10 protein-coding genes are annotated in these 16,427 nt (G+C 62.2%); 2 read left to right on the plus strand and 8 right to left on the minus strand.

Going from position 1 to position 16,427, the window contains the following annotated elements; translation table 11 throughout:
• The first annotated feature begins 113 nt into the window (after nt 1-113).
• Entirely contained in the window at nt 114-4,826 is a 4,713-nt protein-coding gene (locus LCU97_RS17405; protein WP_232777301.1) for a dermonecrotic toxin domain-containing protein, read from the plus strand.
• A gap of 142 nt (nt 4,827-4,968) precedes the next feature.
• Here the strand turns inward: LCU97_RS17405 and LCU97_RS17410 are convergent, their stop codons facing one another.
• From LCU97_RS17410 to LCU97_RS17445, 8 genes are all read right to left on the minus strand, one after another.
• Nucleotides 4,969-7,344, minus strand: a complete 2,376-nt coding sequence (locus tag LCU97_RS17410) for an efflux RND transporter permease subunit (RefSeq protein WP_232777302.1) — start codon at nt 7,342-7,344, stop codon at nt 4,969-4,971.
• 43 nt (nt 7,345-7,387) lie between these two features.
• Nucleotides 7,388-8,440, minus strand: coding sequence for a WD40/YVTN/BNR-like repeat-containing protein (locus LCU97_RS17415; RefSeq protein WP_053153787.1), 1,053 nt, complete (start codon nt 8,438-8,440; stop codon nt 7,388-7,390).
• 374 nt (nt 8,441-8,814) lie between these two features.
• Nucleotides 8,815-11,472, minus strand: coding sequence for an aminopeptidase N (pepN, locus tag LCU97_RS17420; RefSeq protein WP_053153788.1), 2,658 nt, complete (start codon nt 11,470-11,472; stop codon nt 8,815-8,817).
• 13 nt (nt 11,473-11,485) lie between these two features.
• Nucleotides 11,486-12,316, minus strand: coding sequence for a DUF2797 domain-containing protein (locus LCU97_RS17425; RefSeq protein WP_053153791.1), 831 nt, complete (start codon nt 12,314-12,316; stop codon nt 11,486-11,488).
• On the minus strand, nt 12,313-12,573 hold the full coding sequence (locus LCU97_RS17430; RefSeq protein ID WP_053153794.1) for a YeaC family protein: 261 nt from the start codon (nt 12,571-12,573) through the stop codon (nt 12,313-12,315). The genes LCU97_RS17425 and LCU97_RS17430 overlap by 4 nt, the downstream gene beginning before the upstream one ends.
• A 45-nt stretch (nt 12,574-12,618) precedes the next feature.
• The gene (locus LCU97_RS17435) at nt 12,619-13,491 is read right to left on the minus strand and encodes a rhomboid family intramembrane serine protease (RefSeq protein ID WP_232777303.1); all 873 of its coding nucleotides are present in this window, start codon (nt 13,489-13,491) and stop codon (nt 12,619-12,621) included.
• The gene (locus LCU97_RS17440; protein WP_408636413.1) at nt 13,488-14,462 is read right to left on the minus strand and encodes a metallophosphoesterase; all 975 of its coding nucleotides are present in this window, start codon (nt 14,460-14,462) and stop codon (nt 13,488-13,490) included. Before LCU97_RS17440 ends, LCU97_RS17435 begins: the two co-directional genes overlap by 4 nt.
• Nucleotides 14,459-15,349 carry an NAD(+) kinase gene (locus tag LCU97_RS17445; RefSeq protein WP_024776985.1) on the minus strand — a complete coding sequence of 297 codons (891 nt, stop codon included), beginning with the start codon at nt 15,347-15,349 and terminating at the stop codon, nt 14,459-14,461. The genes LCU97_RS17440 and LCU97_RS17445 overlap by 4 nt, the downstream gene beginning before the upstream one ends.
• A gap of 103 nt (nt 15,350-15,452) precedes the next feature.
• On the opposite strand from LCU97_RS17445, the gene LCU97_RS17450 reads away from it, so the two are divergent.
• Nucleotides 15,453-16,418, plus strand: a complete 966-nt coding sequence (locus tag LCU97_RS17450) for a DUF1853 family protein (RefSeq protein WP_232777305.1) — start codon at nt 15,453-15,455, stop codon at nt 16,416-16,418.
• Nucleotides 16,419-16,427: the final 9 nt, after the last annotated feature.

Below are 16,427 nucleotides of genomic sequence, written 5' to 3' on the forward strand. Positions count from 1 at the left end.
GGCCTGACATAAACGTCATCCTTACCGGTGGTATCTATATACCGCCCGCACGGGTCCCAGAGGTCGATACTTTTCCAGGCGTCATTCCAACGCCCCTATGAAAAGGACTTCCCATGACCCTGCCCCCACCGGCCACCACCCCTTTTGCGCTTGCGCAAAGCGTCAGCCTGCAATTTTCCAGTCGCCCCACCTTCGAGCAGTACGCCACACGCATGCTCGAGCAGGCCATCAAGGAAAAATACCCCACGCTGGCCTTCGACCTCTCCAGGACCCGCCTGGCGACGCCCGATACGGATTCTCGCGGCTATCTGCTCGAACCCTTCATGGCCCGCGTCCTGGACTACCTGGCGCAGGGTACCCCCGTGCAATTCAAGGATCGCAACGGGCGGCGCAGTTTCCTGTCCGACGCACCACCGCGGCTCCTTGCGCCAGACGATGGCAAGCTGGACATGAACGTCATCGAAAAGCTGCTGCTCGAACTGCCCTGGCGTGTGCCGATCGGGCTGGAGGATGCGTTGACGCGTTACTGGAACGCCAACATCGACAGCAGCCCGCAGAGGGACAGGCAGGACGGCACCAGCCATTGGCAGTGGCTCAGCGATGTACTCAGGAACCTGCTGCACATCCGTAGCCTGCAGCAGCAAGACCTTGGCGGCCAAGCTCGGCAAGCCCTCGACCAGATTGTCCGATGGCCGGACCGTGAACAACGCCTGCGGTACCATGCAAAAGCCGCCGTCCATGCCTACAGCCTGGAGACCCGGCTCACTCGGGACGGCTCCCACAGCGTATTGACTGGCAGCGAGGTCCTGCTGATCCACTGCGTGAAGAACGCGACGGTCTTGCTGCTTTGCAGTGCTGGAGGCGCTATCCAGGCCTTCGACTCCCTGGAGGCTTTTACGCGTCATTGGGGCACCGTGATTGCCAGCCGTTACGTCGTGGACACCGTGACCTGCCAGCGCAACGAGATCGGTGGCAACGTTTTCGAAACCCAGTCGGCCATGATCCTGGAACAACAGCTGGCCGACCTGGACGCCGTGCAACTGCCCTCACGCATTGGCCTGCCAGATCTGGTGGCACTCTATGCCGAGCTGAGCGACCCCGCTCGCTACCTGCTCGGCGCCCCGCGCCCGATGCCCGAAACATCGGCACGGATCGCCCCCCTGATTCCGGACTGGCTGAAACAGGCGTCCGTCATCGACAGGACGAAAATCCAGCAATACAGCCTGGCATTGGCCAGTGCCAAGAAACGCAACCAGGGGCGCACCTTTCTCAGCGACATCCAGGACATCAAGGCCTTCGCCGCCGATGCCCTGCTCGGTGTCTTGCAAAAGGCCAACGACCGCAGCCCGGCCAAGGCCCAGGCCAGCCAATACCAACCCGACGATGTGCGACTGACTTTCAGCGCAGCGGCGGGTTATCCGGGAACCATCGGCATCGTCGAAAAACGAACCATCAGCCTGACCGAACTGGCGATTGCCAATCTCGTCGCCCGGCCCGGCGTGGACCCGGTGCTCAGCCATCGTAAGGGGCTGGCATTGCCGGTATGGCTGACGGCGGATTTCATCACCCGCAAGGGCGGGCTGATCGAACAGGTGGACATCGGCACGACCTACCCGCGTTACCTGCAGCAAAAGCTGCTGGACGATGTGCCACAAGCTCACGAGCGCCAGCGGATATTCGCCGAGCAGATCCCCGCCCAACTGCCCCTGGATGCCCTCAAGCAGATCCTCAACCACGAAAACGGCATGACTCGCCAAGGCCTGGCCCTGATCGAAGCCCTGCTCAACCCCGAGGCCGATGAGCAACGAGTCATGGGCGCTCCCGTGGTCATCCGCCACCTGGCCTTCCTGCGCAAGCCTGAAGCGCATCCCGATACCGTGGCGAACATGTTCATCATCGAACCGGAGGACATCGCTACTGGCCCGCATGTGCTGTATCGCCCGCTCTATACGCCGTCGCTGCAGCAATACCCGACGCGCCAAGCCTTGCTGCAAGCCATCGTCGCCCCCGGAGACCTGCAGCAGAGTGTCCTGGCCTGGATGTCCGACGCCGCCCGCCCGATCTATGCCAATGGCGGCTTCCAGGAGCCCCACATCGTGCGCTTCTACCAAGGCGATGAGTTCAGCCTGCCCGAGAAACCCGCCCCGGCAACCCTGGCGATCGACAGCGTCAACGACGAGCTGCGGCAGTTCCTGCGCAACGGCGAGCTGATGCAGTATCTTTACGGCAGCAACGCGCGAGCCCTGGTCATCCAGGCCGACCGGGATTCGGTTTCCAACAGCGAAAGCCGTTGGGCCGTTTTGCTGCATGGCGGCAGCCTGCTGTTCAACACGCTGCTCTTGCCCCTGCTGCGTGGCCCGGTCCTGGCCACCGCCTGGCTGTGGAACCTGATGGCCAACGCCAGTCAGGACATTCCGGCGCTGAGCAGCGAAGACGCGGTGACGCGAGAACTCGCCGCCGTCGATCTGCTGCTCAACCTCGGCATGCTGCTGCTTCAATTCCCCTCCCTCAGTGCGCCACCTCATGCCCCCTTGCCCGAAACGCTCAAGGAACAGGCGATGCGCCCTCCCGCGCCGCGCATCATCCCCGAGCAGTGGCCCGCGCCCGCGCCACCGAGCATTCATGAAGGGCGCGTGGCCTTGCCAGGCGCACGTTTGGAGAACACCAGCAGGAACCTGGACCTCAGCTTCGCCAGCGCCCACCGTCGGTTGACAGCGGAGCAACTCGCCCGCCTGCAACGTTTTCAGGTAAGCCGCCCGGCGTCCATGCCCGAACCAACAAAATATGGCCCCTACACAGGCCTGTACGTCATCCGGAACATCTGGCACGCCCTAGTGGATGGAAAAATGTATCAGGTGACCCCGGAATCAGACGGCAGCGTGGTCATCGTCAACCCCCTCGCCCCGCGGGATCCGGCCCAGAACGGTCCCGTGTTGCAACCGGATGCCCAAGGCAACTGGTCCATCGACCTGCGTCTGCGCCTGCGTGGGGGCATGCCTCCCAAGCGCCTGGCCGAGATGCGTCGTCTCAAGACCCAGCGAGCCGCCGAACTGAGCAAACAACTGATGGATCACTACAACCAGGAAGCCGATCGGCAACGAGCCTTGGACATCGCCCAGGAAGTCATGACCAAAGTCCAGGAAGGCAACTTCACCGAGGCGCAACGGGTGGAAAAGCGGACGCGGTTTTACAAACTGCTTGAGGAGCAGACCGACGGCTATTTGAAATTGCTGGACAACATAAACGAATATGCCAGCCTCGATATGCAGCTGCCCCCCGACATCATTCGCGCGCTGATGGAGAATGTGATCAACAATGCCCGCAAGGCTTTCCTGATCACCGAGTTCGACATGACCGCCCTCGAGGCCGCCTATAGCCGATTCACACGAGATTATTCGACCCTCCAAGCGACTGTGCCCGGCAACCTGCCCGACTATTTCAATTACCTCGACGCGTTGAGTGACATCAACGATCGCTCGATCCACTGGCTTGAACTCAGGGATCGTTACCTGGAAGCGCTGTTGAACCTGGACGCCGCCGGCGCGCAAGCCTTCGAGCGGTTGACTCGGGACCGCCCATTGGGGGAGCGAACGGCACTGGCCACCAAGGCCTTGCAATTGCCGACACTGGCGGCGCTAATCTTCAAGGACCCCGAATCCGACCTCCCCGAAAGCCTGCACAACATCACCCAACTGCTGATGGAGCAGGCACGCTCCCAGTCCGACCTGAGCACCTACGAGCTGACGTCAGCGGAACAGATGCAGGTGCTGGAAAGCCTGATCGAACACTACGGCGCCGCGCTTGATGCCATGCAAGGCATGAAAGCCCTCAATGCCGAAGAAATGGACAACTCCTATTTCGGCAGGCTGTTCAGGCTGGTGGAAGGCCTCTACCAAGACGCGTCCGCGAAATTGGCCGCCGAGATCAAACCCGAACCGCAATCGCGCAAGCGCCCACCCAAGCGCAGCAGAACGCCTGCCGGGCGCCCGCAGAAAAAGGTCATCAGGACACGCAAGAGCGGCGTATTGATCGGCGACCTGAAGCCAGCCGGCACAACCCTGCCGATCGAGGTCGTCGAGCTGCGCTCCGAAGTCGACGACAAATTGCTTGCCACCTATTCACAGCACGACGATGTCTGGGACCTGGTGGAAGTCCAACGTCCGGCACCACAGCCCCGGACCCGCTCGCTCAAGGCGATCAAGGGCGATGCGCGCAAGTTGCTCGGACAATTGGAGAACAGCCTGCTCAGCGCCGAGGGCTACAAGACCCGGTGTCGCTTTCCCCAGGAAATCGAGGAAATCCTGAACAACGAGGCGAACCGCTTTCGTCGACTCGACGAAGAACTCGGCAGGGCGTTTCGTGCCTCGCAGAAGCCGGCCACGCCAGCCGAACAGACCTTGATGACTCAGCTGTCGGACGCTATCACCCGCTTGACCACCCAAGGCAGTGCCCTGCGCACCGAACTGAGTTTCAAATTGCCGCCCACCGACAGCAACCTGCGTTATCTGTTCGACAAAGGCCTGATACAGGTCGCCCGGCTCGGCGAGCGCAAGGCCTTGAAAGGCGAGCGCAAGGATTTTCTCCAGGAATACGCCGTCAATGACCGCGACGGCTGGCCGATCTGGTATGCGCATTTTCACTACGAAACGGCCGACACACCGAAAGCCGATTTCAGCGTTGCGCACCTCAAGACCAAGGAACAACGCCGGGAGCACTACTACTCCCTGCTGGCCAAGGCCAAGAGTCCCTACGCGGTCGTGGATGTGTATCGCGGGCAGATCGGCAGGCCCCTGGCACTGAGCAAGTTCCTGCCGTTGGCGCCCTGAAGGCTGCCCCCAAGCCTATGTGGGAGCAGACGTGCTCGCGAAAGCGTTGGGCAGTTGGCGAAGATGTCGCTGACAGTCCGCCATCGCGAGCAAGCCCGCTCCCACAAGTCTTCCTCTGTACAGACTTTTCCTGTTGCCTCAATCAATGAGCAAACAACGAATTGCCCTTCTGCCCCGCCAGTTTTTCCGGCTTGATCAGGAACCGTGCCAGCGCCGGCAGCAGCCACAGTGCACCGAACATGTTCCACAACAGCATGAACGTCAGCATCAGCCCCATGTCCGCCTGGAACTTGATGGCCGAGAAAATCCAGGTGCAGACGCCAATCGCCAGGCACAGGCCGGTGAACAGCACGGCTTTGCCGGTGGATTTCAGCGTCTGGTAGTACGCCTCCTGCAGGGGCAATCCAGCCCGCAGGAAACTCTCCAGGCGGCTGTAGATGTAGATGCCGTAGTCCACGCCAATCCCCACACCCAGCGCTACCACCGGCAGGGTCGCGACTTTCACGCCGATGCCCATGAACGCCATCAGGGCGTTGCCCAGCACCGACGTCAGCACCAGCGGCAGCACGATGCACAGCGTTGCCGCCCAGGATCGGAAGGTGATCATGCACATGGTCGCCACGCAGATGTACACCAGGATCAGGATGGTCAGTTCCGATTCCTTGATCACTTCGTTGGTGGCCGCCTCGATGCCGGCGTTACCGGCGGCCAGGATGAATTCCAGGCCATCGCGGTTGTTTTCCTGGGCGAACGCCTGCACGGCCTTCACCGCACGGTCCAGGGTCTCGGCCTTGTGGTCGTTGAGGAAGATCAGCACCGGCGCCAGGGAGCAGCTGTTGTTGTACAGACCGTCAGCCCGCGCGATGGAGTTGTTGAGCACGTCAGGGTTGCGCGACAGGGTTTCCCATTTCAGGTTGCCCTCGTTCATGCCCTTGATCATTTGCTTGGACACGGTCACCAGGGAAATCGCCGACTGCACGCCCTCGGTGTTCTGCATTTTCCACATCAATTCATCGATGGGCGCCATGGCTTCGTAGCGCGAGCAGCCTTCGGCCTTGGTCTTGACCATCACCACCAGTACATCGGAGCTGGTGGAATAGTTGCTGATGATGAAGTTGTTGTCCTGGTTGTACCGCGAATCCGGGCGCAATTCCGGCGCGCCCTGGTCCAGGTCGCCGATCTTCAGGTTCTGGCTGTACCAGAGGCCGCCGCCAAAGGCCAGCACCGCCAAGGCAATGGAAACCGGCGCAACCCTGGCGCTGGCGAAATTGGACAGCGCACGCCAGAACGGATGCTCGCGGTTCGCGTCTTTCTTGCTGCGCTCGATGGCGCGCTTGCTGATACCCACGTAGGAGATCGCCACCGGCAGCAGGATCAGGTTGGTGAACACGATCACCGCCACGCCGATGGAGGCACCGATAGCCAGTTCGCGGATCACGCCGATGTCGATGATCAGCAAGGTAATGAAGCCGACGGCGTCCGCCAGGATCGCGATCATGCCCGGCAGGAACAGTTGCCGGAACGTCCGCCGCGCTGCCGTCAGGGCGTTGTCCGCCTCGCTGGACTGCAAGGCGATGCCGTTGATTTTCTGTACGCCATGGGAAATGCCGATGGCGAAGATCAGGAACGGCACCAGCATCGAATACGGATCCAGGCCGAAGCCCGCCGCATGCATCAGCCCCAGTTGCCACACCACCGCCACCAGGGTGGTACTCAGCACCGCGATGGTGCTGCGCATGCAGTTGGTGAACCAGTACAGCAGGATCAGCGTAATGACGAAGGCCACGCCGAAGAACATCACCACCATGATCAGGCCATCGATCAGGTCCCCGACCTTCTTGGCGAAGCCGACGATGTGGATCTGCACGTTGGGGTTCTGGGCTTCGAACTTGTTGCGGATCTTGTCTTCAAGTTCGTGGGAGAACTTCTGGTAGTCCAGCGCCAGCAGCTTGCCCTGATCCTGCGGGTCCGGATAGGACTCCAGCAACGGGATGTCGATGATGCTCGACTTGAAATCGTTCGCCACCAGGCGTCCGACCTGGCCGGACTTGAGCACGTTGTTGCGCAGCAGGTCCAGACTGTCGGCCGAGCCGTTGTAGCTCTGGGGGATCACCTCGCCACCGGCGAAACCCTCCTCCGTCACCTCGGTCCAACGCACGCTCGGGCTCCACAGCGACTTGAGGCCGGAACGGTCGACACCGGAGATGTAGAAGACTTCGTCGTGGATTTGACGCAAAGTCTCCATGTAGTCCTTGGAGAAAATGTCGCCATTGGTGGCTTCCACGGAGATCCGCACCGTGTTGCCCAGGTTCGCCAGGTCATTGCGATGCTCGAGCATCTTCTCGATGAAGGGATGCTCCAGGGGGATCATTTTTTCGAAGCTGGTGGACGGCCGGATCAGCGTGGCCTGCCAGAACAGGAAAAGGCTGACCAGCAGGCAAATGACGATCACTGCCGGGCGGTTGTTGAAAATCAGGCGCTCGAGGAATGTCGCCTTGTCTTGGTGATGACTGCTCATGGGGTCCGCCTTGTTGTTATTGTGCCCGACTCATATGCGCGGCTCATTTGCTCAGTTCGGCGCCGGTAGAGGTGGTGGTGCGCACGCCCCCTTGTCCTGCCAGGATCAGGTTGCCGTTGCCTGCCGCCGTGACGGCCGCCACGGAAATACGGTCCGGACGGTTGAACACGCTGAAGCTTTCTCCATCGTCGGTGCTGCGCGCCACGCTGCCGCCGTTGCCGACGATCACGATGGAACCGTCCGGCAGCAGCGTCGCGCCTGACAGACCGAACTCCAGCGTACCCCGTGCGGCCTTGAGTTCGACCTGCTCCCAGGTGCCGCCGAAATCGGTGGAGCGAAAGAGATTGCCGCGCAGGCCATAGGCCAACAATGTCGAAGGCTGGGCGGTACCGATGACGCCGAACAACGAACCTTCATACGGGCCTTCGACCTTTTCCCAGGTCTGGCCCCAGTCGGCGGAGCGGAACATGCTGCCGGCCTCGCCGACGATGAACAGGCCGGCGTCTTTCACGGCGGCGATGGCATTGAGGTGGAACTGATCCTCGTTCTCCAGGCGATCACTGGCGTCTTCCCAGTGCTTGCCGCCATCGGTGGTTTCCAACAACGCGCCGTAGGCACCCACTGCGAAACCGTTGTCGGGGTCCTTGAACCAGACATCCAGCAGCGGCGCCTCACGGGTAAGGTCTTCGTATTGCTTGGTCCAGGTACTGCCGCCGTCTTCGCTGGCGAGGATCTGTGCGTCATGGCCGACGGCCCATCCGCGCTTGTCGTCGACAAAGAACACAGCGGTGAGCAATTGGCGGGTCGGCACCTTGGCCTGGGTCCACGAGGTGCCCTGGTCGTCCGAATAGACAATGTGCCCACGGTCACCGACCGCCACCAGGCGTTGGCCGGCATGTACCACATCCAGCATCAGGGTCTTGCTGGCCCTGGCCGATTCGACGGAATAGATGACATCGGTTGTCGACGCCGCAACGGCCAGCGCCGGCGCGGACAACAGCGCAGAGCCCAGCAGCGAGAGCGCCGAGGCCAGCAACGCGACGCGGCGCAGTACCGGCGGGCGGCGGCAGCCCACAGCCATGACAGGCTCACTCATAGACCTTTCCCCATTATTATTGTTAGCGGGCCCTTCTCTTCGCCGATCGCCGGGCATAGCCCTGAAACCTGCAATCTAGAGCCCCTTCGGAAGCTGACCTATCCTATCGGGCTTTCGGAAGACCTGACAATCGACGGCACGTTATCTTTTGTTAACCGCAAGGGTTGGCGCAGGGGGTGAATGGCGGGGTATTCGGTGGGGTGATGGCTGGATGTATTTCGGGGATATCGGTGGTGCGCCCTTCGCGAGCAAGCCCGCTCCCACAAGGGATTGGCGTCGGACACAAGACTCATGCCCAACAAAAATCCCCTGTGGGAGCGGGCTTGCTCGCGAAGAAAGCACTGCGGTCTCGAAGGTAGACCGCAGCACTCACATCACGCCAGGCTCTTGCTCACCACCTCGAACACATCGCTGGACAGCCCGCCGGAGGCCAGGATGCGCTCCAGCTCGGCCTTCATCAGGGCCTGGCGGACGCTGTCGTATTTACGCCAGCGGGTCAAAGGCGCCAGTTGCCGCGAGGCGATCTGCGGGTTGAAGCCGTTGAGCTGGATCACCAGGTCCGCCAGGAAGCGGTAGCCCGAGCCGTCGGCGGCATGGAAGTTGATCAGGTTCTGCCCGGCGAATGCACCGATCAGCGCCCTCACCTTGTTCGGGTTCTTGATGTTGAACGCCGGGTGTTCCATCAACGCCTTGACCCGCTCCAGCCCACCGGGCAGCGGGCTGCCGGCCTGGACGCTGAACCACTGGTCCATGACCAGCGGGTTGCCCTTGAAGTTTTCCGCGAACACTTCCAGTGCCCTGGCCTTCTCGGTTTCGAAGGGCGAGTTGACCAACACCGCCAGCGCCGTGAGGCGTTCGGTCATGTTGTCGGCGGTGTCGAACTGCTCCAGGGTCGCACTCAGCACTTCAGGCTTGCCGGTCAGCATCAGGTACGACAGCGCGATGTTCTGCAAGGCACGACGGGCGAAATGCTCGGCCTCGGCCACATACGGCGTACGTTTCGACAGATCGCGGTTGGCCTCGTAGCGCAGCCACAGGGCTTCGAACAGGTTGTCGGCCAGTTGCTGGCGTGCGAATTCACGAGCGGCGTGGATCGCTTCCACGTCGGCCACTTCGCTGATTTCCGTCAGATAGGCTTCGCTTGGCAGCGAGAGCATTTCCGCAACCATGGCTTGATCCAGGGTGTCGTCCGACAGCACGGTGCGCAACGCAGTGACCAGGCGTGGATCCAGCACCAGGCTTTCGCCCTTCTGATGCTGGGCGATCAGCTCCTGCAACACCTGCACCGACAACTGCTGGCCGGCATCCCAGCGGTTGAAACCATCGCTGTCATGCTGCATCAGGAACATCAACTGGTCACGGTCGTACGGGAAGCTCAGCTTCACCGGTGCCGAGAAGCCGCGCAGCAACGAAGGCAGCGGTTTTTCGGCAATGTCGACAAAGGTGAAGGTCTGCTCGGCTTCGGTCACCGAGATCACCCGGGACGTGCCGTTCGCAGCGGCTTCCCCGCTCAGGCGCAGTGGCATTTCAGCTCCCTTGCCGTCCAGCAGCCCCAATTCCACCGGAATCACGAACGGCAGTTTTTCCGCCTTGTCCGGCGTCGGCGGGCAGCTCTGGCGGAAGGTCAGGCTGTAGGTCTTCGCCGCGGCATCGTAGGATTCGCTTACCGCCAGCCGTGGTGTGCCGGCCTGGCTGTACCAGCGCTTGAACTGGCTCAGGTCGACGCCGTTGGCGTCTTCCATGGCTTTGACGAAATCGTCGCAAGTCACGGCCTGGCCGTCGTGGCGCTGGAAGTACAGGTCGCTGCCCTTGCGGAAACCTTCCGGCCCCAACAGGGTGTGGATCATGCCGACCACTTCCGAGCCCTTTTCGTACACGGTCAGGGTGTAGAAGTTGGAAATCTCGATGAAACTGTCCGGACGCACCGGGTGGGCCATGGGGCCGGCGTCTTCGGCAAACTGGTGAGTACGCAGGTAAGCCACGTCCTGGATGCGCTTGACGGTGGCGGAGTTCATGTCGGCGGAGAACCCGGCATCGCGGAACACCGTGAAACCTTCCTTGAGGGACAGCTGGAACCAGTCGCGGCAGGTCACGCGGTTACCCGACCAGTTATGGAAATACTCGTGGGCGACGATGGCCTCGACCCGCTGGTGCGCGGCGTCGGTGGCGGTCTCGGCGCGGGCCAGCACGGCACTGGAGTTGAAGATGTTGAGGCCCTTGTTCTCCATGGCGCCCATGTTGAAATCGTTGACCGCGACGATCATGAAGATGTCCAGGTCGTACTCGCGCCCGTAGACCTCTTCGTCCCAGCGCATGGACTTCTTCAGGCTGGTCATGGCGTGCTGGCATTTATCGATGTTTTCCGGCTCGACGTAGATGCGCAGCGCCACCGTGCGTTCGGTCATGGTGGTGAAGGTGTCTTCGACGCACCACAGGTCACCGGCCACCAGAGCGAACAGGTAGGCAGGCTTCTTGAATGGATCTTCCCAGGTCGCCCAGTGCCGGCCGTCTTCGCCCGGGCCGCTGGCAATCGGGTTGCCGTTGGACAGCAGCACCGGATAGCTATGCTGCTCGGCCACCACGGTGGTGGTGAATTTGCTCATCACATCCGGGCGGTCGAGGTAATAGGTGATCTTGCGGAAACCCTCGGCCTCGCACTGGGTGCAGAACATGCTGCCGGATTTGTACAGGCCTTCCAGGGCAGTGTTGGTTTCCGGGTGGATCCGCACGCTGGTGTCGACCGTGAACGCCTGCGTCTTTGGATGCAGGGTCAGGTGGTTGTCGTCCAATTGGTAATCACTTGGGCTCAGATCGGCATCGTCCAGCTTGACCGACAGCAGTTCCAAATGCTGGCCATCCAGCACCAGCGGCGGCAGTCCGGCACCGCGCTCGGGGTTGCGGCGCATCACCAGTTGCGCATGGACCAGGCTGTGGTCCTCGAACAACTCAAAGGTCAGGTGCGTCTCATCGATCAGGTACTCGGGCGCCTGATAATCCTTCAGGTAAATCATCTTCGGTTGTTCGGTGCGCATGGGTCGAATCCTTCTACTGATGCACGGCGAGCTGATAGGCCGTGTACTTACGAATGTTGATCACGCCGGTGTCGAAAATCAGGTACTGGCCCTTGATCCCCAGCAGCGTGCCTTCGGCAATCGGGTCCTTGTCCAGGTTGAAACTGACGATCTTGGCCGGGTACTGCTCCACCGGATAACGGATCTCGATCGGTTCGACGTCCGCTATGGTCTGGATCGCCTGCAGGCCGAATCGTTCCTGCAAGCCCTGCAATCCCTCGGCACAGCTTTCGAACAGCGAATCACGGATCTTCGGCAGGTCCACCGCCACCGCGTCGCCCTTGAGCAAGGCGCGCCAATTGGTCTTGTCCGCCACCTGGCTGCGGAACAGGTCTTCGACGAACCCCGACTGCTGGCGCGTGGCGACCCTCAGGATCGGCAGCGCCTGGCTGGCGCCCTGGTCGAGCCAGCGGGTCGGCAGTTGCGTGGCGCGGGTGATGCCGACCTTCACGCCTGACGAGTTCGCCAGGTAGACCACATGAGCGGTCATGCAGAATTGCTCGCCCCAGGCCGGTTCGCGGCAGGTGCCAGCCTCGAAATGGCAGCGCTCGGGGCTCATGATGCACACGTCGCATTGCGCCAGCTTGGTCATGCACGGGTAGCAATAACCCTGGCTGAAGCTGGTCTTGGTCCTGCGCCCGCAGTGGGTGCAATGGATCGCACCGAGAAACTCCAGGCGCACCGTGCTGCCGATCAGCGGGTTGACCGGCACCTCGACATCACCCAGGCGAAAGGCATATTGCACGGTCGGCCCGTCAAGGCGCGCCGACATCTTGCTGATTGCACCGCGGCCAATCTCGATCAATGGATGGCATCCGACTTGAACAGGATGTTCGGCACTTCGTGCGCCTTCGACTGGCACTCCTGCGGGCCCATGTAGCCGGTGCGCTCTTCCTCGGGCAGGTTCTGGATTTCCCAGGCGATCATCGCCTGCAACGACAGCTCGCGCTGCTCGGCGGTGAGCTTGTTGCCGTCGGCCCATTTACCGATCTCCACCGCCAGTTTCAGGCTGCGGTAGATGTCGGGGGTGATGTTTTTGATCATTTCGTTGAACGAAGACATAGGTTCTCCGCGCTATCGCGCATATTCAAGAGGCACAGGCGCCGGTCAGAGGGCCATTTTACGGCGAGCGAACAGCCCACCCAACAGCCCTGTGAAGCAACCGACGAGCAGCCCGCCGACGTGGGCCGCGTTGGCGATGTCGCCGAAGCCGATCAGCGAAACCAGCCCGGACAGGCACAGCAGCAGCCACACCAGCATCATCACCAGCACCCCACGGGGCAAGTGATAGGCGGGGTTTGGCGCCAGCAGTTGATAGATCCAGCAATGCCCCAGCAAGCCGTACAGCACCCCGGACAACCCACCGAACAGGGTCGGCCCGCTGAAGAAATACTGGGCAAAATTGGATACGAGACTGAACAGCAGCGTCAGCCCCAGCAGGTTGATGCCGCCCTGGCGCGCTTCGATCCGGCGGCCCAGTTCCCAGTACCACATGCCATTCATGGCAATGTGCAGGAAACCGAAGTGGATCAGCATCGGCGTCACCAGGCGCCACCACTGCCCCGCCGCCAGGCTGTCTGCCAGGGGGGTGAAATGGATGTAGTCGCCGACGACGCGAAATTCCAGGAAGGTCAGCCAGCGCAAGGTTCCAAGATTGTCGCCCAGCAAGGTGACCGCGCCAACGATCAGGCTCAGCAGCAACACCAGGGCGGTGATCGGACTGCGGGTCAATTGCTCGACGAAACCCGGTCGCCGTGGGGTGGTACTGCTGACAGGCAGCTCCAGCTGTTGCTCGGGATCACCCGCCGGAAAGCGTTCGTACAGGGAGCGCACGTCCTCGCTGATGTCGTCCGGCACCCACAGCACCTGTTCGCCCGCCTCTTCGCTGACGCGGTGAGGCACCTGCATGCGTTGCAGCAACTTGACGAAACCGCTCAGGTCTTGGGCCAGGGGTAAACGCAACACAGCGACAGCGGTCACTTTACCACCTCCGGTCGTTCCACATCGACCCAGACGAACTTGTTCGGATCCAGGTGGGTTTCCTGGTCCAGGCGATAGGCCGCCAGTTTGCCGTAGAGCACGGCGCTGTAATCCAGGCACGCCAGGTTCGGACGAATCGGCGCGGGTTTGCCGCTACGCCAGTAGTGACCGACGAACAGCAGCGGTTCATCGATGCCGTAACGCAGCAGGTTGTTCTTTTCATCGGGAGACAGAAGCCTGCGCGCCACCGGTTCGGGCAAGGCGTCGGGCTGGAAGACAATATCGCCGTAGGTCTGCGGGTCGTCCTCCCAGAACTTGGTGCGGAAGAACGAACGGGTCAGGCCATCGCCGCCGGTCAGGGTCATGCCATGGGGCAGGCGCATGTCGGTGCCCCGCAGCAGGCGGTCGAACACCGTGCAGGCAAAGCTGCCCGATTGCGCCGAAGCCTGGAGAAAATGCTCGTCGACGCAGCCATCCGGGAACAGGCCCCGCAGCGGCTCGATCAGCCCCCCGTCCCAACAGGCATGCACCACTCGGAACCGACCGGCGTCGACGAACAGTGGCAGTTCGTAGAACCAGGCGAGGAAATCGTGCCAGTCGCCGGGGTGGTGTTCGAACTGAGTCAGGGTTTCGTTGAGCAGTCGGGCATGGCGCGGCGTGTGCTCGCGCACATAGCGTTGGCCACTGCCGGGCAACGCCGGGGTGCTCCAGCCCAGGGCGTTGAACTCATGGTTGCCCATGATGCACAGCGCCTGGCCGGCCACCACCATGTCGTGGACGATGTGCAGCGCCTCGCGGATACGCGGGCCCCGGTCGATGATATCGCCCAGGAACACGGCCATGCGCGACCGATGCCGCCAGACCCCGCCCTGCTTCTGGTAACCGAGACGGTCCAGCAGGTGTTCCAGGGTCAGGGCGCATCCGTGCACGTCACCGATCAGGTCGTAACTTCGCGCAGGATCGAGCATCAGTCGCCCCTTCCTCCCAACCGACTGCCCCAGCCGAGCTTGGTCCGGCAGACTTCGTAGTAATTGTGGTCAAGCGGATGAATCAGGCGCAGCTTCTGCGCCTTTTTGCTGACGGTGATGGTGTCACCCGGCGCGCAGGTGAAATGGTTCTGGCCGTCACAGGACACTTGCGGGTAGATCTGCATATCCTTGGACACGACGATTTTCAGCTCACTGTTGCCATCGACCACGATGGGTCGCCCAGACAAGGTATGGGGATACATGGGCACAATCACAATAGCGTCGAGCTTGGGATGCATGATCGGTCCACCCGCCGACAGCGCATAGGCCGTGGAGCCGGTAGGCGTGGCGACGATCAGGCCGTCGGCCTTCTGGCTGCAGACGAACTGGCCGTCGATGTACAGCTCGAACTCGATCATGCGCGTGGATTTGCCGGGGTGCAGCACCACGTCGTTGAGGGCATCGCCCTGGCCGATGGCCTCGGCGTGACGGCGCACCTCGGCCTGCAGCAGGAAGCGGTTTTCCACCAGGTAGTGGCCGTCCAGCACTTCGGCGACCTTGGTTTCCAGCTCGTCCGGGCGGATATCGGTCAGGAACCCCAGGCTGCCCCGGTTGATCCCCAGCACCGGAATGTTGTGCCGCGCCAGGGCCCGCGCGGCGCCCAACAGGCTGCCGTCACCGCCGACCACGATCACCATGTCGCAGACTTCGCCCAGCATCTTGCGCGACGACGTCTGCAAGCCGTGGCCCGGCAGCACTTCGGCGATGGTGTCTTCGAGGATCACATGCAGGTGCCGCTCCAGGAGGAAACGTTTGAGGCGGCGAACGGTGTCCAACACCTGTGAACTGCCCAGGCGACCGATGATGCCGATATTGCGAAATTGCTCCATGGGGCTCCTGCGAGGGTCTGCGACGGGCGAAAAACCCGATTATGGGCGAAAGCGGCCCATAGACAAAATGCTTTAAGCCTTCGCGGCAGGCTATGCTCGCAAAATGATCCTCTTTCCCGAACTGCTGGACCTGCCCCGCCGCTTGCGCCACCCCGAGGTGCGCGATCTGGCGTGGGTGATCCTCGCCCCGCCGATGCTCATCGACGCGCCCTGGCCCCAACGCCATCCGCTGACCGGCAGTGACTGGGTGCGCGAACCTGATCGCCTGGCGCATTGGCTGCGGCAACTGGACCGCGACAGCTATCCCCTGCTGCACTGCCTGTCCCAGGCCCGGACCCGGCGCCTGGGCCTGTATTACGAAAGGTTGTGGCAGTTCGCCGTGCAGCATGCACCGGGCATCGAACTGATCGCCGCGAACCTGCCGATCCGCCATCAAGGCCAGACCTTGGGCGAGCTGGACCTGCTGCTGCGCGACGGCGATGGCGTCCATCATCTGGAACTGGCGATCAAGTTGTACTTGGGCCCTCAGGACGGCAACGGGCAGGACAGCGCGCAATGGCTCGGCCCGGGCTGTCACGACCGGCTCGACCGCAAACTGACTCATCTGCGTGAACACCAGTTGCCGATATCGGCGCGCCCGGAAAGCCGCGACGCCCTGTCGGCGCTGGGCATCGAGCCTTCCGGCATCGAGTCGTTCCGCTCCGAACTCTGGCTGGGGGGCTACCTGCTTTACCCCTGGCCCGGCCACGCCGAACCGCCAGCCGGAGCGCATCCCAGGCACTTACGGGGTAGCTGGCTGCACCAGCGCGACTGGCCGGCCTTCATCGCCCAACGCCCACCGGGCCGCTGGCAACCCCTGCCCCGCGCCGCCTGGCTGGCGCCGGCGCATTATCCGGCGGACCAGACCTGGAACGCCGGACAATTGCGGACGTGGCTTGGGGCCCTTGACCCTATGGCCCCGGCCCAGTTGATGGTACGCCTGACCGAAAACGCCGACGGCGAGTGGGAAGAAGCCGAGCGGGTGTTCCTGGTGGCGGATCTTTGGCCGGATGTGCCGGGTAATACCTGAGTGTCTGCT

Origin of the sequence: Pseudomonas uvaldensis, assembly GCF_021271205.1 — a bacterium.
Taxonomy (GTDB): Bacteria; Pseudomonadota; Gammaproteobacteria; order Pseudomonadales; family Pseudomonadaceae; genus Aquipseudomonas; species Aquipseudomonas uvaldensis.

Excerpts from the sequence above, each read along its gene's own strand:
- LCU97_RS17405 (WP_232777301.1), top strand. The coding sequence starts at position 114 with ATGACCCTGCCCCCACCGGCCACCACCCCTTTTGCGCTTGCGCAAAGC.
- LCU97_RS17410 (WP_232777302.1), bottom strand. The coding sequence starts at position 7,344 with ATGAGCAGTCATCACCAAGACAAGGCGACATTCCTCGAGCGCCTGATT.
- LCU97_RS17415 (WP_053153787.1), bottom strand. The coding sequence starts at position 8,440 with ATGAGTGAGCCTGTCATGGCTGTGGGCTGCCGCCGCCCGCCGGTACTG.
- pepN (WP_053153788.1), bottom strand. The coding sequence starts at position 11,472 with ATGCGCACCGAACAACCGAAGATGATTTACCTGAAGGATTATCAGGCG.
- LCU97_RS17430 (WP_053153794.1), bottom strand. The coding sequence starts at position 12,573 with ATGTCTTCGTTCAACGAAATGATCAAAAACATCACCCCCGACATCTAC.
- LCU97_RS17445 (WP_024776985.1), bottom strand. The coding sequence starts at position 15,349 with ATGGAGCAATTTCGCAATATCGGCATCATCGGTCGCCTGGGCAGTTCA.
- LCU97_RS17450 (WP_232777305.1), top strand. The coding sequence starts at position 15,453 with ATGATCCTCTTTCCCGAACTGCTGGACCTGCCCCGCCGCTTGCGCCAC.